A 20,385-nucleotide genomic window follows, 5' to 3' on the forward strand; every position below is an offset into this window, starting at 1 on the left:
ACGCCGAAGCGTCCCTTGCAAACTGTGAACTCTGACAACTTAGCGGTTGATACGGGCGGCCCAACCACTGCTGTCGTGGTGCGATGCAGTGATCAGGTGAGCGCAGGCTCCGCCTGGTGTGCGTCGATGCTCTCCATGATCCTGTCGTGAGAAGCGGCAGCCGCGAGCGAGTCATTCTCCGCCTGGATCCGTACGAGCTCGGATTCCAGGTCCTGGACGCGCTGCTGGAGCCGTCGCATCTCGGCGAGGAGTCGAGGGTCGGAGCCGCCGACGTAACCGAGAAGCGCCTTTGCCATGATGGATGGTCCTCCACACTGAGTGACCGACCGAAGCGGTGTGGGTCGTGAGGGAATCGCACCCGCGGTGCTTGACACTCTTGAGTTCGTGCTGCTGTTCATCCATGCCAAACAGCTAAGGTGCGCGGGGTGCTTTCAGCGTCTCACCAAAAAGTTTGACGGTCAACACGATCACGCCCTGTATTGGCGGGCAACCCGGTGGCACGCGGCCTGAAAGCGGCGGCGCTGCGACTCCTGCGGGGCCCTCCAGGGCGTGGCGATCATTATTAGGTGGGGAGCCTGCCACGACTAGCGGTTCTTGGCAACCACCAGGCAATTTCCGCTTCCGACAGCTGCCGGTGGCATGTCCCCGCGCTGTCGCCTGGGCCTTTTTACAGAATGTGCTCAGCGGATGGCGAAGCCGTCGTACCCCCCGCGGGGTGTGTCCCAGATCTCGGTCACACCGTCGACCCGGCCGGGCGTGTCGTCACCCTGGAGCCAGCCGAGGAGCCCCTCGCACCGCTCCCGTGGCCCCTCGGCGACCACCTGGACCCGTCCGTCTCCCAAATTGAGAGCAAAACCACTCACGCCGCCGAGCTCGAGGGCCTTGGCCCGGGTGAACCAGCGAAAACCCACACCTTGGACGCGTCCCCGCACCCAGGCCACCAGTCGCACATCCTCGCTCATGGGTGCAACCTAACCGGCCAATGTCTCTCGGGACACTTCCTCCTCTGGCGCCATGCGGTACCGTCCCCACCCAATGAATCTCATATGAAACTCACTCGAATGAGTGAGTTGGGTCACCGGCAAGATCAATTGAGTCGGGTGGCCGCCAAGGACGAGGAAGGCCAACACATGGGACGCCACCGACGCTCAGCCGCCGGCCGCGCCGCCACGGGCCGCGCCACGGGGGTCACAGGAAGGGACGGCTCGTACGCGAGCGGCTACGACCCCCAGCAGTACTCGTACAGCTACGACCCGCCGCAGACGTACCCGGGTGACGACCTGCCCACCATGGGCGTCGCCCCTTATCTGCACACCGAGCAGTACGCCGAGGCCTCCGCGCGGAGTGCCGCGTACCTCTTCGCCTCGGAGGACGACTACGCCGCGGTCTTCCCGGAGCACGGGTTCTCGCCCGACGGCGGCTCCCGGCGCGGAAAGTCGCGCCGCCGCAGGAAGAAGGCCGTGACACCGGTGCGCACCGGTCTGCTCGGCGTCTCCGCCGCCGTCGCCATCGGCACGGTCGCGGTCGCCACGGGTGCGGTGCCCGGTCTCGACAACTACAAGCTCGGCGGCGGTGGCAGCGGCGACAAGGTGCAGGCCGCGAACACGCCGACCAACTCCGCGACGGAGCAGGGCGGTACGTCCGGCAGCGCCGACGGCCGCGACGAGGATTCCTCGACGAGCCGCGACGCCGACCGCTCGGCCTCGCCCTCGCCGGCCCCGTCCACCTCCTCGGCCGCGCCCACCGAGGCGCCGACGAAGAAGCCCAAGGCGCCGGCCGCCAAGAAGCCGAAGACGACGCCTTCGCAGAAGGAGAACAAGCCGCCGAAGAAGACCACCGCTCCGGTGACGGTCTCCGCGGAGGCCGCCGCCTCGGCGCAGGTGCTCAAGCTGGTCAACGAGGAGCGGGCCAAGGTCGGCTGCAGCGCGGTCGCCGCCAACAGCACGCTGTCGGACCTGGCCGAGAGCTTCAGCGACGCCATGGCCGCCGACGGCTTCTTCGACCACACCGACCCGAGCGGTGCCACGCCCTGGGACCGGGCGGCGAAGCTCGGCATCACCGACCTCGGCGGCGAGAACATAGCCCGGGGCCAGGCCGACGCGGCCGCGGTGATGGACGCCTGGATGAACAGCCCCGGCCACCGCGCCAACATACTGAACTGCGACTTCAAGACGCTGGGGGTCGGCGTGCACTTCGGGGCGGGCGGCCCTTGGTGGACGCAGGACTTCGGCTACTGAGCACTCCACGCAGCGCTAACTATTGGTTAGTGCAATCTGTTGGTTAGCGCTGCGTTCGAGTACCGTTGAGTCATGGACTCCACGCAGGACCGCCCGGAGGTGCAGGACCTCCCCTACAACGTGTTCGCCAAGGCCTGCCCCTCGCGCGGCACGCTGGAGCACGTCACGGGACGCTGGGGCACACTCACCCTCGGCGCGCTGCGGGAGGGATCCCTGCGCTTCAACGAGCTGCGCCGGCGGGTCGACGGCGTGAGCGAGAAGATGCTGTCGCAGACCCTGCACGCGCTGGAGCGCGACGGCCTGGTGCACCGCGAGGCCCAGCCGACGAACCCGCCCCGCGTGGACTACGAACTGACCCCGCTCGGCCACGAGGTCGCCGAGCGGCTCCTGGGCCTCATCCACCTGCTGGAGGGCCGCATGGACGACGTCCTCGCGGCACGCGAGCGCTACGACGAGATGCGCGGCGCCCTCTGACACTTCGGGCAGAAGTAGCTGGACCGGTTCATCCAGGAACGCCGGCGCATCGGTGTGGCGCACCTCTTGCAGGGCAGCCCCTCGCGGCCGTACGCGTCGAGCGACCGGTCGAAGTAGCCCGACTCCCCGTTGACGTTGACGTACAGGCTGTCGAAGCTGGTGCCGCCGACGGCGAGCGCCTGGTTCATCACGTCCCTTACGTGGCCCAGGAGTTCGGCGGTGCGCGGGCGGGTGAGGGTCGCGGTGGGGCGTTCGTAGTGGATGCGGGCGCGCCAAAGTGCCTCGTCCGCATAGATGTTGCCGACGCCGCTGATCAACGACTGGTCGAGCAGGGCCCGTTTGATGGTCGTGCGCTTGCGGCGCAGGGCCTGGTGGAAGGCCTCGTCGTCGAACAGCGGATCAAGGGGGTCGCGCGCGATGTGCGCGATGACGTCCGGCAGGCCCTCGGGGGTGTTGTCGTGCAACGACAGGCCGCCGAAGGTGCGTTGGTCGACGAAGCGGAGCTCCGTGGCAAGAGCGTCGGCGAACCGGACACGGATCCTGAGATGTTTCTCGTCGTGGGCCGCGTTCGGCTGGACCAGGAGCTGGCCGCTCATACCGAGGTGCGCCAGGACCGACTGATCGGTGTCCTCCAGGGGCAGCCACAGGTATTTGCCGCGGCGGCTGGGGAGGCCGATGCGATGCCCCTTGAGGCGGTGCGCGAAGTCGTCGGCGCCGGCGACATGACGGCGAACGGCACGCGGGTGCAGCACCTCGGCGTCGGCGACGACACGGTGGGCGACCCACCGCTCCAGGCCGCGCCGGACGACCTCGACCTCGGGCAACTCGGGCATCACAACCCCCGTAGCGGACTGTGTACGATCCGAGCGCCCGCCCCGGGAGGGACGGGCGCTCGGGTGCGCTGTTCTTCAGAGACCTTCGTCAGGCGGAGACGGAGGACGGGCCTTCGCCGTCCTCGGCGGCCTTCTCGGCCGCCTGCTTGGCGCGCTCGTCCGCCGCGGCCCGGATGGACCGCCACGCGGATTCCGCGGCCTGCTGCTCCGCCTCCTTTTTGCTGCGGCCGGTGCCGGTGCCGTACGAGACGCCTCCGACGCGGGCGGCAGCAGTGAAGGTCTTCTCGTGGTCGGGGCCGGTCTCCGTGACCAGGTACTCGGGCACGCCGAGGCTTTCGGTCGCGGTGAGCTCCTGGAGACTGGTCTTCCAGTCCAGGCCGGCTCCGAGGTTGGAGGACTTCTCGATCAACGGGTCGAAGAGCCGGTGGACGAGCTCGCCCGCCGCTTCCAGACCCTGGTCGAGATAGACAGCGCCGATCACCGCTTCAAGGGTGTCGGCGAGGATGGACGCCTTGTCCCGCCCGCCCGTGCCCTCTTCACCCCGGCCGAGCCGGATGAAGGAGCCCAGTTCGAGCCCGCGGCCCACCTCCGCCAGCGCACGAGAATTGACCACCGCGGCCCGCAGCTTGGCCAGTTGGCCTTCGGGCAGGTCGGGGTGGGTGCGATACAGCGTGTCCGTGACCACGAGACCGAGCACGGAGTCCCCGAGGAACTCCAGCCGCTCGTTGGTCGGCAGACCGCCGTTCTCGTACGCGTACGAACGGTGGGTCAGTGCACGCACCAGAAGGGCGGACTCGAGCTTGTACCCGAGCCGCCCTTCCAGAAGCGTGTGGGACGAGGCCGTGCTGTCCGACTTTTTCCTGGCGGTTGGGTCCGCCTTGGCGTCATCCGCCTTCTTGGCAGTGGACACGGTGCCTCTCACCAGCCGCTCAGACCTCGAGAACCTGGCGCTTGTTGTAGGTGCCGCAAGCCGGGCACGCGATGTGCTGCAGCTTGGGCTCGTGGCAGCGCTCGCACGCAACCAGGGTGGGGACCGCAGCCTTCCACTGCGACCGGCGGTGGCGCGTGTTGCTGCGCGACATCTTCCGCTTCGGAACAGCCACGGCTACTTCTCCTGCTTCTCGTCGACGTGCGCTGATCGAGGCGCGTCGTCGCTCATCTCGTCCTTCTCGCCGGGTTCGAGCGAACCGGCGAGTCCCTGCAGTGCCGCCCAACGGATGTCGACGGCGTCGTGATGGTGGTCCGGGTCGTCCGTGAGCCGCGCCCCGCACTCGGAGCACAGGCCCAGACAGTCGTCCTGGCACACCGGCTGCATCGGCAGTGCGAGCACCACCGCATCACGCAGCACGGCCTCGAGGTCGAACAAGCCGTCCTCGATGAAGAGCCTGTCCTCGTCTTCCTCGGCGTCGTCGGCCGGTTCCGCTTTCACGCGGCCACGGTCGTCGGCGTCAGGGTACGAGAACATCTCCTGGAAGTCCGCTTCGAGCTCCAGCTCGAGCGGCTCCAGACACCTTACGCACTCCCCCTCGGCCAGTGCACGGGCGGTGCCTGTGACAAGCACACCTTCCATGACCGACTCGAGCCGGAGCTCGAGCTCCACCGGAGCGCCTTCCGGCACTCCGACGACTCCCGCGATCCCGAGATCCTTGGGAGCGTCGATCTCGCGGGTCAGGCGCTGCAGCGCACCAGGCCGCCGCCCCAGCTCGTGCGTGTCGAACACGAGAGGCTTGCGGTGGTCGAGGCGGGCGTTCAGAGCCATTCCTGCTTTCGATCTTCTGAGCTCAGAGGGACACTGCCCTTCGATGTCGCCGGGCAGCGCAGATCGCGGACGTACACGCGACCGAAGAGCCAGGATACTGGACCTTTCCCTCACGGCCCAATCCGGTGTCCCTTACTGGCCGCGCCCCTGCTCGTAGGCCCTCAGCTGCTCGGCGCTGATCATGCCGGTGTCGAAGAGGCTGGTCTCGTCGAGGGCGTACCCCTGCTGAGCGTGCTGCTCCTGCTGCACCTGGTTGGGGTCGTACGCCGCCTGCTGGGCGTCGTAGCCCTGGTAGGCATACGGATCGGCCTGCTGGTAGCCGTACGCGTCCTGCTGGCCGTAGCCCTGCTGCTGGTAGCCGCCGGCGTAGGAGTCGGGCTGCTGCTGGTAGCCGTACGCCGGCTGCGGCTGGCCGTAGTCCTGCTGCTGGGCGGGCTGCTCGGCGGGGGTCTCGGTGACGGCGGCGAGGTCGGCCAGGTAGTCGGCGTCGCTGGAGTGCTGGAGGGACGTCGGGTCGTCGGCGAGGGCGCCGAGGTCGTCGGTGGCCGTGCGCCCGTGCAGGGTCTGGCGGCCGCGGCCGACGGCCTCCAGGGTCTTGGCGAGGACCGCCTCGAAGGCGCCGAGCTTGACGTCCACGTATGCGTCGGCGTTGCGGCGCAGGGTCTCGGGGTCGTGACTGCGCTCGGGGGCGTCCTCGTCCTCGTAGCCCTGCTCGTCGAGGCCGGGGCCGGTGCCGAGCAGCTTCTCGCGGCCGCGGCCGACGGAGCCGAGGGTCTTGGTGAGGACGACCTCGAAGTTGGCGAGCTTGGAGTCGACGTAGTCGTCGGCCTCGGCGCGGATCTCCTCGGCCTCCTGGCGGGCCCCGGTGACGATGCGGTCGGCCTCGGTCTGGGAACGGCGGGCGACCTCGGTGTCGGAGATCAGGGAGCCGCGCTCGGCGTGCGCCTGCCCGATGATCCGGTCGGCCTCCTGACGGGCCTGCTCGACCATCTCCTCGCGGCCACCGATCAGCTCCTGGGCCTGGGCCAGGGAGTCGGGCAGGGCCGCGCGCACCTCTTCGAGCATCGCGAGCAGATCCGCGCGGTTGACCACGCACGAGGCCGACATGGGCATGGCCCGGGCACTGGAGACCGCCGCGACGATCTCGTCGAGCTTCTTCTGCACGTCCACCGTGTGCTCGCCACTCTCTACGGATGTGTTGGAGACGGACGGGACGACTGTACGGCCATGAGGCGATCGCCGGACACCGGGTGACGGACCGTCAGACGCTCAGTCCTTCGCGAGCCGCTCGGTGAGGGCTTCGAGGACGAGTGGCGGTACCAGGTGGGAGACGTCTCCGCCCCAGGTCGCGACCTCCTTGACCAGGGAGGAGGAGAGGAAGCTGTAGGTGGGGTTGGTGGGCACGAAGAGCGTCTCGACACCCGACAGGCCGTTGTTCATCTGGGCCATCTGCAGCTCGTAGTCGAAGTCGCTGACCGCGCGCAGGCCCTTGACGATGGCGGGGATGTCGCGCTGCTTGCAGAAGTCGACGAGGAGGCCGTGGAAGGCCTCGACCTTGACGTTCCCGTACTCGGCGGTGACCTGGCGGATCAGGTCGATCCGCTCCTCGATCTCGAACAGGCCCTTCTTGGACTGGTTGATCATCACCGCGACGTAGACCTCGTCGTACAGTCTGGAGGCGCGGGAAATGATGTCTAGATGTCCGTTGGTGATCGGGTCGAACGACCCGGGACAGACGGCGCGGCGCACTTGAGATCCCTCGCTCTCCGGTCCGGTCATCGTGCGTCTTCGCACGTAGAGGCGGCGCGACCGTACCAAAACGTTCCCTCGCCGTAGCGACGGGCCCGGATCGCTTCGAAGCCGTCCGGCCACCCGAATTCACCGCCTCTGGTGCTGCGCTCCACGGTGACGAGGGCTTCCGCCGCGAGCCAGCCCTCCGTACGGAGTGTGAGCAGAATCTCGCGAAGATCGTCGTCCGAGACGGCGTACGGGGGGTCGAGGAAGACGAGGTCGTACGGCGTTGCCGGCGCCGCGGTCCGGATGATCTGTTCGGCTTTGCCCGCCCTCACCTCGGCACCGGGAAGGCCGAGGTTCTTGACGTTCTCCCGGATGACGCGGGCGGCTCGGGCGTCCGCCTCCACCAGGAGGGTGTGGCCGGCGCCGCGGGAGAGGGCCTCCAGGCCTACGGCTCCGGAGCCGGCGTACAGGTCAAGGACCCGTTCGCCGTCCAAGGGGCCGCCGAGGAGGGACTGCCAGGTGGAGAAGAGACCTTCGCGTGCGCGGTCGGAGGTGGGGCGGGTGCCGGTGCCTGGCGGGACTGCGAGGCGACGTCCGCCGGCTGCGCCGGCGATCACGCGGGTCATCTTTGGTCCTTGTTCGAGGGTGGCTACGGATCCAGTCTGGCAGCAGGTCCGTCGTGGCTGCTCGCGCTCGCACGGCGGAGCCGCATATCGACCGGCGGAGCCGCATATGACACGGCCCCGCGCCCCTTTTATGGCGCCGCACCTCAGCCCTTTTCCAGGTACTGCTCCCTTTCCTCGTCCAGGAGGGCATCCAGCGCGGTGCGCAGGCCGGGGAGGCCGGTCAGCTCCGGGTCCGCCGCCACCACTGCCGCCGCCTCCTCCCTCGCCTCCGCGATGACCTCCTCGTCCTCGATGACCGCCAGGACCCGGAGGCTGGAGCGGGAGCCCGACTGGGCCTGGCCCAGGACGTCGCCCTCGCGGCGCTGTTCGAGGTCGATGCGGGAGAGTTCGAAGCCGTCGAGGGTGGCGGCCACCGCGTTCAGCCGCTGGCGGGCCGCGCTCGCCTCCGGCATCTCGGTGACCAGGAGGCAGAGGCCGGGCGCCGAGCCTCGGCCGACGCGGCCGCGCAGCTGGTGGAGCTGGGAGACGCCGAAGCGGTCGGCGTCCGTGATCACCATCGCCGTGGCGTTCGGGACGTTGACGCCGACCTCGATGACGGTCGTGGCGACCAGGACGTCGGTCTCGCCGGCGGCGAAGCGGCGCATGACCGCATCCTTGTCGTCGGGGTGCATGCGGCCGTGCAGTACCTCGACCTTGAGGCCGTTCAACGGGCCCTTGGCGAGTTGGTCCGCCACCTCGAGGACCGCGAGCGGTGGACGCTTCTCCGCCTCGTCCTCGGGGGACTTCCTGGCCTTCTTGGGGTCGCCCGGGTCATCGATGTCGTCGCCGATCCGTGGGCAGACGACGTAGGCCTGATGCCCCTTGCCGACCTCCTCGCGCACCCGCTCCCACGCGCGGGCCAGGAAGTGCGGCTTGTCGGCGGCCGGGACGACATGGCTGGCGATCGGTGAGCGGCCGGCCGGGAGTTGGTCGAGGACCGAGGTCTCCAGGTCGCCGAAGACGGTCATGGCGACGGTGCGCGGGATGGGCGTGGCCGTCATGACCAGGAGGTGGGGTGGCTGTTTTCCCTTGCCGCGCAGGGCGTCGCGCTGCTCGACGCCGAACCGGTGCTGCTCGTCCACGACCACGAGTCCGAGGTCGTGGAACTGCACCTTGTCCTCGATCAGCGCGTGCGTGCCGATCACGATCCCGGCCTCACCCGTGACCAGGTCGAGCAGCGCCTGGCGGCGGCCGGCGGCGCCCATGGAACCGGTCAGCAGCACGACCTTGGTGGCCTGATCGGCCCCGCCCAGCATGCCGCCCTCGGCCAGCTCGCCCATCATCTCGACGATGGAACGGTGGTGCTGCTGGGCGAGCACTTCGGTGGGGGCGAGCATGGCGGCCTGACCACCCGCGTCGACGACGGCGAGCATGGCGCGGAGGGCCACCATCGTCTTTCCGGAGCCGACCTCCCCCTGCAGCAGCCGGTGCATCGGATGCTCGACGGCCAGGTCGTCGAAGATCTCCTTGGAGACCTTCTGCTGGCCCTCGGTGAGGGTGAAGGGGAGGCGGGCGTCGAAGGAGGTGAGGAGGCCGTCGGGGGCCGGTTTCCTCGGTACGGCCGGGAGTTGGGCGTCGGCGTGCCGGCGGCGGGCCAGGGCCACCTGGAGGACGAAGGCCTCGTCCCACTTGAGGCGGGAGCGGGCGTCCTCGATGTCGGCCTTGGTGTGCGGACGGTGGATCTTGAGGAGGGCCTCGGGGAGGGAGACCAGGTGGCGGCCCTCGCGGAGGGAGTCCGGGAGCGGATCGACGGCGTCCTGGGCGCTGGGCAGGACCGTCTGGAGCGCCTTGCCGATCTTCCACGACTCCAGTTTCGCGGTGGCCGGGTAGATGGGGATGAGGGCGCCGGCCCAGGTCTCGACCGTCTCTTCGCTGTCGCCCCGTAGCAACTCGTAGGCCGGGTGGGCCAGTTGGAGGCGGCGGTTGAAGACGGAGACCTTGCCCGCGAACAACGCGCGCGTGCCCGGCAGGAGGTCCTTGTGGGGCTTGTGAACTCCGTTGCCGAAGAAGACCAGTTGGAGGCGGCCGCTGCCGTCCGTGATGGTGACCTCGAGCCGCTGGCCCTTGCCCCGGGGGGCTTTGGAGGAGGCGAAGGTGTGCAGCCGGGCGTCGGCGACCATGGCGACCACCGTGACGTGCTCGTCCATGGGGAGGTCGGCGAGGTGGGTGAGCTGGCCGCGCTCCTCGTATCGGCGCGGGTAGTGGTGCAGGAGGTCGCCGACGGAGTGCAGGCCGAGGTGCTCGGCCATCACCTTCGCGGTGGCGGGGCCGAGCACTGACTTGAGTGGTTGCTTCAGTGGTTCTTCCAGTGCGGGCACGAGATCCATTGCACACCACGCCACTGACAATCCCGTATATGTCTCGGGAAAGACCTGGTCAGGCGGCTCGTTCCGGCCGTAGGATGGCGCGCTCCGGCCATCCCCCGCGGTCACCGCCCCATCAGGGACCGCCCGACCCCGCGCCGTCGCGATGTCCCCCCACCGGCGCAGCGACGATGGACTCCCAGACCTCGAAGTCATCCCAGCCGTCCCAGCCACCTCAGCCGCCTCATACGTTCCAGGTCGACCTGCGCGGCCTCGTGGACCTGCTCTCCCATCACCTCTACTCCAGCCCCAAGGTCTACCTGCGGGAGCTGCTGCAGAACGCCGTGGACGCCATCACCGCCCGGCGTGCGGAGCAGCCCGACGCGCCGGGCCGGGTGCGGCTGTACGTGGATTCTCAGGGGGGTGCTTCCCTGCGCGTCGAGGACACGGGGGTGGGGCTCACCGAGTCGGACGTGCACAGCCTGTTGGCCACCATCGGGCGCAGTTCCAAGCGTGCCGACGGGATCGCCGACGGGATCCAGGAGGTCCGCTCCGACTTCCTCGGGCAGTTCGGCATCGGCCTGCTCGCCTGCTTCGTGGTCGCCGAGCGGATCCGGGTGGTCAGCCGCAGCGCCCGTACGCCGGACGCGGCGCCCGTGGAGTGGACGGCGAGCGACGACGGTTCGTACACCGTTCGAACCCTGCCTCACGAGGCCCGGCCCGAACCGGGCACCACCGTGCACCTGGTGGCGCGGGCGGGGGCCCGCGAGTGGCTCACGCCCGAGCGGGTGCTCACGCTGGCACGGGACTTCGGGTCCCTGCTGCCGTACGACGTCCGGGTCGGCGACGAGGCGGTCACCGACCTGCCCGCGCCCTGGGACCGGTCCTACCCCTCCCCCGCCAACCGGCGGGTGGCCCTGGCGCGGCACTGTCACGAGGTGTTCGGCTTCACCCCGCTGGACTCGATCGAGCTGGACGTGCCGCTCGCCGGGATCCGCGGTGTGGCGTACGTGCTGCCATCGGCGGTCAGCCCGGCCCAGCGGGCGACGCACCGCGTGCACCTCAAGGGCATGCTGCTGACCGAGCGGGGCGAACAGCTGCTGCCCGACTGGGCGTTCTTCGTGCGGTGCGTCCTGGACACGGACAGCCTGCGGCCCACGGCCTCGCGCGAGGCGCTGTACGAGGACGAGACGCTGGCCGCCGTGCGGGAGGCGCTGGGCGAGAGGATCCGGTCCTGGCTGACGGGGCTCGCGGCCGGTGATCCGGAACGGCTGGCGGCCTTCCTGTCCGTGCACCACCTGGGCGTGAAGTCCCTGGCGCGGCACGACAAGGAGATGCTGCGCACGATGCTGCCGTGGCTGCCCTTCGAGACGACCGACGGGCGGCTGTCCCTGGAGGAGTTCGCGCAGCGGCACCCGGTGGTGCACTTCACGCGGACCGTCGAGGAGTACCGCCAGGTCGCGCCGATCGCGTCCGCGCAGGGCGTCGGGGTGATCAACGGCGGTTACACGTACGACAGCGAGCTGGTCGAGGCGCTGCCGTCGGTGCGGCCCGGAACGGTGGTCGCCGAGCTGGACGCGGACACCGTGACGGCGCATCTGGATGCCGTGGACGCGGCGGAGGAGCTGGCGCTGTCGGGGTTCCTGGCGGTCGCGCGGGCCACACTCGACCCTCTGGCATGTGACATAGCGCTGCGCGCCTTCCACCCCATCTCGGTGCCCGCCCTGCACCTCGACGACCGATCGGCCCGCCACGAACAGGCCCGCGCGGACGCCGAGGAACAGGCCGACGACCTCTGGGCGGGCATCCTGGGCTCGCTGCGCGGCAGCGCCCCCCGCGCGCGTCTGGTGCTCAACCACCTCAACCCGCTGATCCGGCGCATCAGTTCGCTCGGTGACCCGGAACTGATCGGCACCGCCACGGAGTCCCTGTACGGGCAGGCGCTCCTGATGGCACAGCGCCCGCTGCGGCCGGCGGACACGGCGCTCCTGAACCGGGCGTTCATCGGCCTGCTGGAATGGGCGACCCACGGCGACTCGGACTCCACGGCGGGCGGTCACTGATGAGCGAGATCACGGACTTCGACTCCCTGCGCCGGGCGATGGCGGAGAACTCCGAGCGGCCGGAGGGGGCCGCCCGCAACACGCGCGCGGAGCAACTGCTCGTCGAGGCCGAGAGGTTGGCCATTCCGCTCGCCGTGATCGAAGCGCTCGGACACCAGCTGAAGGTCTACAACTACAGCTCCGAGAAGGACAGGATGTTCGTCCCCTTCGCGCGCCTGCTGCGCCTGTGGGACGAGCGGCCCGAGGACTTCGACGAGTACGAGGTGCACTCGCTGCACTGGGTCTTCAAGTGGATGTCGTCCGGCATGCTCGACCAGCCGCACATACCGCTCGCCTCCATCGAGAAGTGGCTCGGCGAGATGGAGCACCGCTACCGGCTCGCCGGGCACTCCGAACGCGCCGTGCGCAGCGCCGAGTTCAGCGTGGCCGCGCACATCGGTGACGTCACGCGCGCGGAGCGGGCGTACGCCGCGTGGCTGGCCGCCGACCGGGACGACATGGCCGACTGCCACGCGTGCGAGCTGAACGGGCAGGGCTGGTGGCAGGCGGAGCGGGGACGGGACGCCGAGGCGCTGGAGCTGTGGGCGCCGGTCCTGGAGGGCGAGTTCACCTGCGCCCATGAGCCGCACTCCGTCCTCGCGTCCTCCCTGACGCCCCTGCTGCGGCTGGGCCGCACGGACGAGGCACGCGCGCACCATCTACGGGGTTTCCGGCTGGTGCGGGGCATGGAGAGCATGCGGGGCGCGTACGCGGACCACGTGGAGTTCTGCGCGCTGAGCGGCAACGAGGCGCGCGGCCTGGAGCTGCTCGCCGAACGGCCGGCGTACTTCACGGACACCGGGCATCCGCGCAGCATGCTGGACTTCCTCAGCGTGGTGACGCTGCTCATGGAGCGCCTGGGCGAGGCGGGTCTGGGCGACCGGCAGGTGCCCGGTCCGGCCGGCCGGACATGGACGGCGCGCGAACTCGCCACGCACGCGCGTGCGGAGGCCCTCGCCCTGGCCGCGCGTTTCGACGAGCGCAACGGCAACGCGTACGTCAGTGAGCGGGCACGCGCGCGTATGGCGCAGCGCCCGCTGGTCGAGCGGCTGCCGCTCGGGGTACGGGCGGCGCGCCCGGTCTCCGTGCCTGCCGTGGCCGCGCCGGTCGCCGCGACCGCGATTGCGCCGGACCTGCCCGCCCTGCTGACCGAGGCCCGCCGGCTGTCGGACACCCTGCAGCCGAACGCCATCGACGCCTGGGCCGCGGTCTCGCGCGCCGCCCGGGGCGTCGAGCTGGATGCCCGCGACCACGCGGAGATCGTCGACCACCAGGCGATGGACCGGGGCCCCGAGGGCGCCGAACTCTTCGAACGGGCCGCCGAGTTGTACGCGGAGGCGGGCGACCCCGGTGAGGCGCTGGCGGCACGCACGCGTGCGGCGTACGTACGCGCCCTGACGGGCCGGGTGGACGAGGCGCTCGCGGCGGTCATCGAGCCGTACGACCGGGTCCTGGCGCTCTACGCCGACGAGGCCACGGGTGTACGGCAGACGGCGTCCGTGCTGATGGGGCGGGCGCGGATCCTGATGCGGCGGGTGCTGGCCACCGACGAAGCGGCCGGCGAGACGGCGGACGAAACGGTTCTCTCCGATGCCGAGGACGCCGTGCGCGAGCTGCTCGCGCTGGTCGGCGGGTATGCCGGGGACGACGTGCGGATCGTTTCGCGGGGCGCCGAGGCGCAGGCCATGCTCGCGGAGCTGGCGGTGCGCGGCGGGGACCTGGAGGCGGCCGTGGACCTGTTCGGGCGGGCCACCGCCGGGTTCGTCGGCGCGGGGCTGCCGTGGTTCGCGGCGGAGTACGAGGCGCGGCGGGCCGGGCTGGCCCATCACCTGGGCGACATCTCGGGAGCGGAGCGGTCGCTGCGGGCGGCCCTGGAGCACGGCGGAGCCAACCTGGAGGCGGTCGGGCGGGCCCAGCTGCACCTCCAGCTCGCCGAGGTGCTCGGTGGCCGGGGGCTGTCCGTGGAGGCCGCCGAGCACGCCCTCGAGGCGGCGCACTGGGCCGACGAGGCGGGCGAGGCCCAGACGTACGGCGCCTGGGCCCGACAGCAGCTCGGCGGGCTCCTACTGCGCCAGGGGCGGTGGGCCGAGGCCGCGGAGGTGCTGGAGTCGGCGCTGCCCGACCTGAGCGCCGAGACGCACGGCGACGGCGCCATCGTCCAGACGCAGTGGTGGCTCGGCGACTGTCTGAGCGAGATGGGCGAGCACCGCGAGGCGGCCGAACGGCGGCTGCAGGCGGCCGAGATCGCCCGCCACTGGCCCGAGCAGCACGACCACGCCACGCTCGCCCATCTCGCCGCCGAGTCCCTGGGGGCCGCCGGACTGCCCGTCGAGGCGGACCAGGCGTACGCGCGCGCGGGCGACCTGTGGCGCTCGCTCGGCAACGTCCACGGCCTGGTCCGCTCGCTGCGCGCCCGCGCGTGGCTGGCGCTGCGGGCGGAGGACGGGACGGACGCGGCAAGGGAGTTGATGGCGGGCGCGGTCCGGGAGTGCGAGGCGGCGCTGGGCGCCGCCGGTGCCGACGAGGAGGCCCGCGAGCGGCTCGTCGCCGAACTCGGGCACACCCACCGCCAGTTCGGCGACCTGCTCGCCCGTTCCGCCGCGGAGGACGCCGACGACGACTCGATCCGGGCCGCGCTCGAAGACGCGCTCTCCCAAGTCACCGAGGCCATCGCGGTGTTCGCCGCCCTGGGGGACCACACCCTGGACAGCCGTACGGGCGCCGAACTCGCCGCGGGCTGGCTGGAGACCGACCTCGGCCGCCCCGCCCGGGCGGCGGCACGCGCGCGTGCGGTGCTCGCTGCGTACGACGCGGGCGACGAGGACGAGACGGCGCAGGGGCGCCGGGCGGAGGCGGAACAGATGCTGCAGGTGGTGGAGGAGCAGGAGGCCGACTGAGGGGCGGGGCGGCAGCGAGGCCGGCTGAGACCGGGAGCAGGAGGCCGACGGCGGCGCTACTCGACGCCGATCAGCAGCAGCGCCCCCTGCCGCCCGCCCCGGTACACCACCGTGTCGACGGCGAGGTACGCCTCACGCACGCGTGCCTCCAGGTGGTGGGCGACGGACTCCGGCGTCTCGTCGCCCAGGACGAGGGTGACGAGTTCGCCGCCGGCCTGGAGCATGCGGTCGAGGACGGTCTCGGCGGTGACGGTGACGTCGGAGCCGATCACGGCCACGTCGTCCTCGATGAGGCCGAGGACGTCGCCGGCCTGGCAGATGCCGGCCATGGTCCAGGACTGGCGCTCGGCGACGGCGACCTCGGCGTAACGGGTCGCGCCCGCCGCCGAGGTCATCGACACGACGTCCTCGTCGAAGCGGCGCTCGGGCTCGTGCACGGCGAGCGCCGCGATCCCCTGGACCGCCGACCGGGTCGGGATCAGGGCCACTCGGATGCCCTCGGCGCGGGCCTGCTCGGCCGCCGCGGCCGCGGTGTGGCGCAGGTCGGCGTCGTTGGGCAGCAGCACGACCTCGCGCGCGTGCGCCCGCCGTACGGCGTCGACGAGTTCGCCGCTCGCGGGCGGCTCCCCGGGGCGCGCGAGCACGGTGGTCGCGCCGGCCTCGGTGTACAGACCGGCCAGGCCCTCGCCGGGCACCACGGCCACCACGGCGCGCTGCACCCGCTCGCGGGGCGGCCGCCCGCCGCCGGTGGTGTGCACGTCGCCGAGGCCGAAGTGGGTGATCCGGATCCGGTACGGCCGCCCGGCCTCCACGCCCGCCTCCACGGCGGCGCCCGCGTCGTCCACGTGCACGTGCACGTTCCACAGCCCGTCGCCGCCGACCACGACCAGGGAGTCCCCGAGGGCGTCGAGGCGTGCCCGCAGCCGCGCCACGGCCGCGTCCTCGGCCTCCAGCAGGTAGATCACCTCGAAGGCGGGGCCGCCCTCCTCCAGGGCGTCGGCGCACTCTTCGGTGCCGGCGACGGACGCACCGCCGACTGCGGCCGGGACGGCGTCCGCACCACCCGCCACCACGATCTCCACGCGCGCGTGCCCCCCGGAACCGGAAACCGCGACGGCCGTCGGCGCCTCCCCCGTGAACGTCTCCACCAGCGCCGCGAGCACTGCCACCAGCCCCCGCCCGCCGGCGTCGACCACCCCGGCGCGCCCCAGCACGGCCAGTTGCTCCGGGGTGGCGGCGAGCGCGGCGCACGCTCCCTCGTAGGCCGCCCGTGCCACCGCCCCGCAGTCCCCCTCGGCTCCGGCGGCCGCTTCGGCGGCGGCGGAGGCGACCGAGAGGACCGTGCCCTCGACGGGGTGGGCGACGGCCTGGCGGGCGGAGTCGGAAGCGTGCCGCAGGGCCAGCCGCAGGCCGGAGCCGTCGGTGTGGGGCGTCTCACCGTCGGCGGCGAGCACCTGCGCCATGCCCCGCAGCAGCTGGGCGAGGATCGTCCCGGAGTTCCCCTGGGCGCCTATCAGTGCCCCGTGCGCCATCGCGCGCGTGGCGTCGGCCAGCGTCGGTCTGCCGGGCTCCACCACTTCCCCGGAGCCGACCGCGTGGGCCGCGAACACGGCCTCCACCGCGGCGACGGCGGACTCCACGGTCAGATACAGGTTGGTGCCGGTGTCCCCGTCGGCCACGGGATAGACGTTGATCGCGTCGATCTCCTCGCGCGCGCGGCCGAGCGCCTCCAGCGAGAGTCCGCACCAGGTGCGCACCGCGAGAGCATCGAAGAATGTCTGCGGCACCTGCGCCACCTGCGCCTCCTTGAGCTGCTGGACTGGACGCAGCGTAGACCCCGGGCCGCCGTCCGCCGGAAGAGGGCCGGGGCCGAGGCCCTGAGCAGCCATGGTAGTTTCGTTGTACTGGCGCAGTCGTTGTATGCTGCTCCGGTTGCCCGATCCACATCGGGCCATCCCCCTGGCACCGCCACTCAGATCTCTGATCCTGCGATCTGGATCCCGGCATGCCGGGATCCACCGTAAGTGCATCTGAAGTCTTTGGAGTGACCCGTGGCTGCCAACTGCGACGTCTGCGGCAAGGGGCCGGGCTTCGGCAACAACATCTCGCACTCGCACCGCCGTACGTCCCGTCGCTGGAACCCGAACATCCAGCGCGTCCGTACCGTGGTCGGCGGGACGCCGAAGCGCGTGAACGCTTGCACCTCGTGCATCAAGGCCGGCAAGGTCTCGCGCTGACGCACAGCTAAGCGCGCGGCCACTGCTGGTTCGCTGCACTGAGCCGGTCCACCTCGTGTGGACCGGCTTTTTGCTGTGCCCTGCCGCGGGTGTGCTGCCACAATCGTGCGAATGCGCTTCGGCATCCTGGGCCCCCTGGACATACGCACCGACGACGGCACCCCGTTGGACCCCGGCGGCCCCCGCCCCCGCGCGCTCCTCTCCCTGCTGCTCCTCGACGCCGGCCACACGGTGTCCACGCAGCGCCTGACCGACGGCCTGTACGGCGCCGAGCCGCCCGCCGGTGCCGCCAACGCCCTCCAGTCGCAGATCTCCCGCCTGCGCAGACGCCTGGCCCCGCACACGGACGTCGAGGCGGGCCCCGCCGGCTATCGCCTCGCCGTCCCGCCCGACTCCGTCGACGCCCATCGTTTCGAACGCCTCTCCAAGGAGGGGCGGGCCGCTCTCGCCGCCGGTGACCACGCGCGGGCCGCGGCCCGGCTGCGCGAGGCGCTCGCCCTGTGGCGCGGCCCGGCCCTGCCCGACCTCCCGGACGCGCACGCCGAGGCCGCCCGGCTCGAAGAGCTCAGGCTGGCCGCCGTACAGGACCGGATCGAGGCGGACCTGGGGCTCGGCGGCGGCCCCGAGCTCGTACCGGAACTGCGGGCGCTGCTCGCGGCCCACCCGCTGAGCGAGCGGCTGTACGGGCAGCTGATGCGGGCCCTGCACGCGTGCGGGCGGCCCGCCGAGGCGCTCACGGTGTACGAGGACGCCCGGCGCACGCTCGCGGACCAGCTGGGCACCGATCCGTCGCCCGAACTGTCCGCGCTGCACCTGGAGCTGCTCCAGGGCGGCGAACCCGAGCGGCAGCGCCTCCCGGTCCAGCTCACCCGCTTCGTCGGCCGCGAGAGCGAACTCGCCCGGATCGCCTCCCTCCTGGCCGACGCCCGCCTGGTCACGCTCACCGGACCGGGTGGCGCGGGCAAGACCCGGCTGGCGGTCGAGGCCGCGAACCATCACGCCGGTGTCTGCTTCGTCGAGCTCGCCCCGCTCACCGAGGGCGCCCAGATCCCGTACGCCGTCCTGACCGCCCTCGGGGTGCGTGAGGGTTTCCGCACGCCCGCGACCGACAGCACGGACCGGCTGCTGGCCGCCCTGGAGGATCGCGAGCTGCTCCTCGTGCTCGACAACTGCGAGCACCTGGTCGAGGCGGCCGCCCGGATCGCCGCGCTGCTGCTCGGCACGTGCCCCGGCGTGCGCGTCCTCGCCACCAGCCGGGAGTCTCTCGGGATCACCGGCGAGGTGCTGGTCCCCGTGCCGCCGCTGCAACCGGAACCGGCGGTGCGGCTCTTCCTCGACCGGGCCCGGGCCGTACGCCCCGGTTTCGAGTCCCACGCGCGCGTGCCCGGCATCTGCGCCGCCCTCGACGGCCTCCCCCTCGCCATCGAGCTGGCGGCGGCCCGCCTGCGCACCCTGACCCCGGACGAGCTGGCGGACCGCCTGGACGACCGGTTCCGCCTCCTGTCCCGGGGCGACCGCTCCAAGGCGCCCCGGCACCGCACCCTGCGCGCGGTCGTGGGGTGGAGCTGGGACCTGCTGGACGAGGAGGAGCGGGAACTGGCGCGGCGGCTGACCGTGTTCTCCGGGGGCGCGACGCTGGAAGCGGTCGAGGCGGTGTGCGGGCTGTCGTACCCGGAGGACGTGCTGGCCTCGCTGGTGGAGAAGTCGTTCCTGGAGGTGTCCGAGGGGCGCTACCGGATGCTGGAGACGATCCGGGCGTTCGCCGCCGAGGACCTGCCCGACCCGAGCGGTCTCAGGGACGCGCACGCCGCCTACTTCCTGCGGCTGGCCGAGCAGGCCGAGCCGTACCTCCGCGGCGGCGGGCAACTGCCCTGGCTGGCCCGGCTGACCGCCGAGCACGGCAACCTGGACGTGGCCCTGCGCCATCTCGTCCGGGCGAACCGCGAGGACGCCCTGCGGCTGATGGCGCTCCTGTCCTGGTTCTGGCGGCTGCGCGGGCTGCACGGCGAACAGCTGCCGACGGCCCGCGAGTTGCTGGCGGCCGTCGGTGATGCGCCGCCGCCGGGCCTGGAGGAGGAGTACGTCCTGTGCGCGATCAACGCGCTCTCCGGCGACGGGGACCATCCGGTCGGCCAGGAAGGGCTCACCGCGCGCGTGGACGCCGTCCTGAGCACCTGTGAGAGGCCGCTGCGGCTGTCGTACGTCCTGGTGCTGTGGTCGGTCGCGATCGGGCCCCGGACTGCCACCAACGAGCAGGCTCGCGCCCTGGCCCGCGACGACCCGTGGGCGCGTGCGCTGCTCGACGTGGGCCTCGGCTTCCAGGCGCAGTTCGCGGGCCGGGCACGGGAGTCCGAGGCGTGTTTCGCCCGGGCGCTGGAGGGGTTCCGCGCCACCGGCGACCGCTGGGGCATGGCCAACTGCCTCGATCCGCTCGGCGTGTTCGCCCACGCGCGCGGGGACTCCCATCGCGCGCTGGAGCTCTTCGACGAGGGACTGGCGTACGTGCGGGAGCTGGCCGCGCCGGAGGAGACCGCCGATCTGTTGCGCAGCCGAGGGATCGTGCTGCTGCACCAGGGGGACGCGACCGGTGCCGAGGCCCACTTCGAGCAGGCGCTGACGCTCGCGCGTGCCGCCGGTCTGCCGGACAAGGTGGCCGCCGCCCGGCGCGGCCTCGGTGACACCGCCCGCCTGACCGGGGACACCGCACGCGCACGCGTGCACTACGAAAACGCCCTGGAGGCGTGCGCCGCCAACTGGTTCAGCGTCGGCGAGACCGTACGCATCCTCATCGGGCTCGGCCGCACGGCCACCGCCGAAGGGGACACTGAACAGGCCCGCGACTGGTTCCGGCAGGCCGCCGAGCTCTCCGTCGAGGCGACCGGCGACCTCGAACTCGCCGAATCGGCCGAGGCGTTGGCATCGGTCGCCGAGTCCCCGGAGCGGGCCGCCGTACTGCTCGGTGCGGGCGCGGGCCTGCGGGGCGCGAGCATCGAGGGCGCCTCCGACGTCGTACGCACCGAGAAGGACGTACGCGCGAAGCTGTCCCCGGAGGCGTACGACAAGGCCTTCGAGCAGGGCCGGAGCCTGCGGTCAACGGCGGTCAGCGAGCGGTAGGGGAACGGTCAGCGCCTCCCTGGAGGC

At 71.7% G+C, this 20,385-nt stretch carries 17 protein-coding genes; 6 read left to right on the forward strand and 11 right to left on the reverse strand.

The features are described from left to right. Positions 1–92 precede the first annotated feature (92 nt). Together OG303_RS16300 and OG303_RS16305 are read right to left on the reverse strand one after the other, a co-directional pair. The gene (locus tag OG303_RS16300; protein WP_030667279.1) at positions 93–296 is read right to left on the reverse strand and encodes a hypothetical protein; all 204 of its coding nucleotides are present in this window, start codon (positions 294–296) and stop codon (positions 93–95) included. Between the two features lie 384 nt (positions 297–680). Beyond that, positions 681–962 (reverse strand): acylphosphatase, encoded by a 282-nt coding sequence (locus tag OG303_RS16305; protein ID WP_405869113.1) that lies wholly within the window; start codon positions 960–962, stop codon positions 681–683. Between the two features lie 168 nt (positions 963–1,130). Between OG303_RS16305 and OG303_RS16310 the strand changes: the two genes are divergently transcribed. Both OG303_RS16310 and OG303_RS16315 read left to right on the forward strand, forming a co-directional pair. Next, complete coding sequence (locus OG303_RS16310) at positions 1,131–2,237, forward strand: CAP domain-containing protein (RefSeq protein ID WP_405869114.1); 1,107 nt, start codon at positions 1,131–1,133, stop codon at positions 2,235–2,237. Between the two features lie 72 nt (positions 2,238–2,309). After that, positions 2,310–2,711, forward strand: a complete 402-nt coding sequence (locus OG303_RS16315) for a winged helix-turn-helix transcriptional regulator (protein ID WP_405869115.1) — start codon at positions 2,310–2,312, stop codon at positions 2,709–2,711. On the opposite strand, the gene mutM is transcribed toward OG303_RS16315, so the two are convergent. From mutM to recG, 8 genes are all read right to left on the reverse strand, one after another. Further along, positions 2,684–3,544 (reverse strand): bifunctional DNA-formamidopyrimidine glycosylase/DNA-(apurinic or apyrimidinic site) lyase, encoded by an 861-nt coding sequence (gene mutM, locus OG303_RS16320; protein ID WP_405869116.1) that lies wholly within the window; start codon positions 3,542–3,544, stop codon positions 2,684–2,686. The genes OG303_RS16315 and mutM overlap by 28 nt on opposite strands. An 88-nt stretch (positions 3,545–3,632) precedes the next feature. After that, positions 3,633–4,466 (reverse strand): ribonuclease III, encoded by an 834-nt coding sequence (gene rnc / locus OG303_RS16325; protein WP_405869117.1) that lies wholly within the window; start codon positions 4,464–4,466, stop codon positions 3,633–3,635. A 7-nt stretch (positions 4,467–4,473) separates the two neighbouring features. Beyond that, the gene (gene rpmF, locus OG303_RS16330; protein WP_006139588.1) at positions 4,474–4,647 is read right to left on the reverse strand and encodes a 50S ribosomal protein L32; all 174 of its coding nucleotides are present in this window, start codon (positions 4,645–4,647) and stop codon (positions 4,474–4,476) included. Positions 4,648–4,649: 2 nt separating this feature from the next. After that, a complete protein-coding gene (locus OG303_RS16335) occupies positions 4,650–5,303 on the reverse strand; it encodes a YceD family protein (RefSeq protein WP_405869118.1) in 654 nt (217 codons plus the stop codon). Positions 5,304–5,435: 132 nt separating this feature from the next. Then, positions 5,436–6,473, reverse strand: coding sequence for a DivIVA domain-containing protein (locus tag OG303_RS16340; RefSeq protein WP_405869119.1), 1,038 nt, complete (start codon positions 6,471–6,473; stop codon positions 5,436–5,438). Between the two features lie 99 nt (positions 6,474–6,572). Next, positions 6,573–7,052 (reverse strand): pantetheine-phosphate adenylyltransferase, encoded by a 480-nt coding sequence (gene coaD / locus OG303_RS16345; protein ID WP_405877301.1) that lies wholly within the window; start codon positions 7,050–7,052, stop codon positions 6,573–6,575. Positions 7,053–7,078: 26 nt separating this feature from the next. Then, positions 7,079–7,666, reverse strand: a complete 588-nt coding sequence (rsmD, locus tag OG303_RS16350) for a 16S rRNA (guanine(966)-N(2))-methyltransferase RsmD (protein WP_405869120.1) — start codon at positions 7,664–7,666, stop codon at positions 7,079–7,081. Positions 7,667–7,809: 143 nt separating this feature from the next. Continuing rightward, complete coding sequence (gene recG / locus OG303_RS16355; RefSeq protein WP_405869121.1) at positions 7,810–10,032, reverse strand: ATP-dependent DNA helicase RecG; 2,223 nt, start codon at positions 10,030–10,032, stop codon at positions 7,810–7,812. 167 nt (positions 10,033–10,199) lie between these two features. Between recG and OG303_RS16360 the strand changes: the two genes are divergently transcribed. Together OG303_RS16360 and OG303_RS16365 are read left to right on the forward strand one after the other, a co-directional pair. Beyond that, positions 10,200–12,071, forward strand: a complete 1,872-nt coding sequence (locus OG303_RS16360; protein WP_405869122.1) for an HSP90 family protein — start codon at positions 10,200–10,202, stop codon at positions 12,069–12,071. Beyond that, the gene (locus tag OG303_RS16365; RefSeq protein ID WP_405869123.1) at positions 12,071–15,007 is read left to right on the forward strand and encodes a tetratricopeptide repeat protein; all 2,937 of its coding nucleotides are present in this window, start codon (positions 12,071–12,073) and stop codon (positions 15,005–15,007) included. Before OG303_RS16360 ends, OG303_RS16365 begins: the two co-directional genes overlap by 1 nt. Positions 15,008–15,063: 56 nt before the next feature. Here the strand turns inward: OG303_RS16365 and OG303_RS16370 are convergent, their stop codons facing one another. Next, the gene (locus tag OG303_RS16370) at positions 15,064–16,803 is read right to left on the reverse strand and encodes a DAK2 domain-containing protein (protein ID WP_405877303.1); all 1,740 of its coding nucleotides are present in this window, start codon (positions 16,801–16,803) and stop codon (positions 15,064–15,066) included. A gap of 255 nt (positions 16,804–17,058) precedes the next feature. On the opposite strand from OG303_RS16370, the gene rpmB reads away from it, so the two are divergent. Both rpmB and OG303_RS16380 read left to right on the forward strand, forming a co-directional pair. Next, positions 17,059–17,244: a 50S ribosomal protein L28 gene (gene rpmB, locus OG303_RS16375; RefSeq protein ID WP_003993230.1), complete on the forward strand. Its 186-nt coding sequence runs from the start codon at positions 17,059–17,061 to the stop codon at positions 17,242–17,244. Positions 17,245–17,355: 111 nt separating this feature from the next. Continuing rightward, on the forward strand, positions 17,356–20,358 hold the full coding sequence (locus OG303_RS16380) for a BTAD domain-containing putative transcriptional regulator (RefSeq protein ID WP_405869124.1): 3,003 nt from the start codon (positions 17,356–17,358) through the stop codon (positions 20,356–20,358). The last annotated feature ends 27 nt before the right edge of the window (positions 20,359–20,385 follow it).

The organism is Streptomyces sp. NBC_00005 (assembly GCF_045160215.1).
GTDB lineage: Bacteria > Actinomycetota > Actinomycetes > Streptomycetales > Streptomycetaceae > Streptomyces.

Excerpts from the sequence above, each read along its gene's own strand:
- OG303_RS16300 (WP_030667279.1), bottom strand. The coding sequence starts at position 296 with ATGGCAAAGGCGCTTCTCGGTTACGTCGGCGGCTCCGACCCTCGACTC.
- OG303_RS16305 (WP_405869113.1), bottom strand. The coding sequence starts at position 962 with ATGAGCGAGGATGTGCGACTGGTGGCCTGGGTGCGGGGACGCGTCCAA.
- OG303_RS16310 (WP_405869114.1), top strand. The coding sequence starts at position 1,131 with ATGGGACGCCACCGACGCTCAGCCGCCGGCCGCGCCGCCACGGGCCGC.
- OG303_RS16315 (WP_405869115.1), top strand. The coding sequence starts at position 2,310 with ATGGACTCCACGCAGGACCGCCCGGAGGTGCAGGACCTCCCCTACAAC.
- mutM (WP_405869116.1), bottom strand. The coding sequence starts at position 3,544 with ATGCCCGAGTTGCCCGAGGTCGAGGTCGTCCGGCGCGGCCTGGAGCGG.
- OG303_RS16335 (WP_405869118.1), bottom strand. The coding sequence starts at position 5,303 with ATGGCTCTGAACGCCCGCCTCGACCACCGCAAGCCTCTCGTGTTCGAC.
- rsmD (WP_405869120.1), bottom strand. The coding sequence starts at position 7,666 with ATGACCCGCGTGATCGCCGGCGCAGCCGGCGGACGTCGCCTCGCAGTC.
- recG (WP_405869121.1), bottom strand. The coding sequence starts at position 10,032 with ATGGATCTCGTGCCCGCACTGGAAGAACCACTGAAGCAACCACTCAAG.
- OG303_RS16360 (WP_405869122.1), top strand. The coding sequence starts at position 10,200 with ATGGACTCCCAGACCTCGAAGTCATCCCAGCCGTCCCAGCCACCTCAG.
- OG303_RS16365 (WP_405869123.1), top strand. The coding sequence starts at position 12,071 with ATGAGCGAGATCACGGACTTCGACTCCCTGCGCCGGGCGATGGCGGAG.
- OG303_RS16380 (WP_405869124.1), top strand. The coding sequence starts at position 17,356 with ATGCGCTTCGGCATCCTGGGCCCCCTGGACATACGCACCGACGACGGC.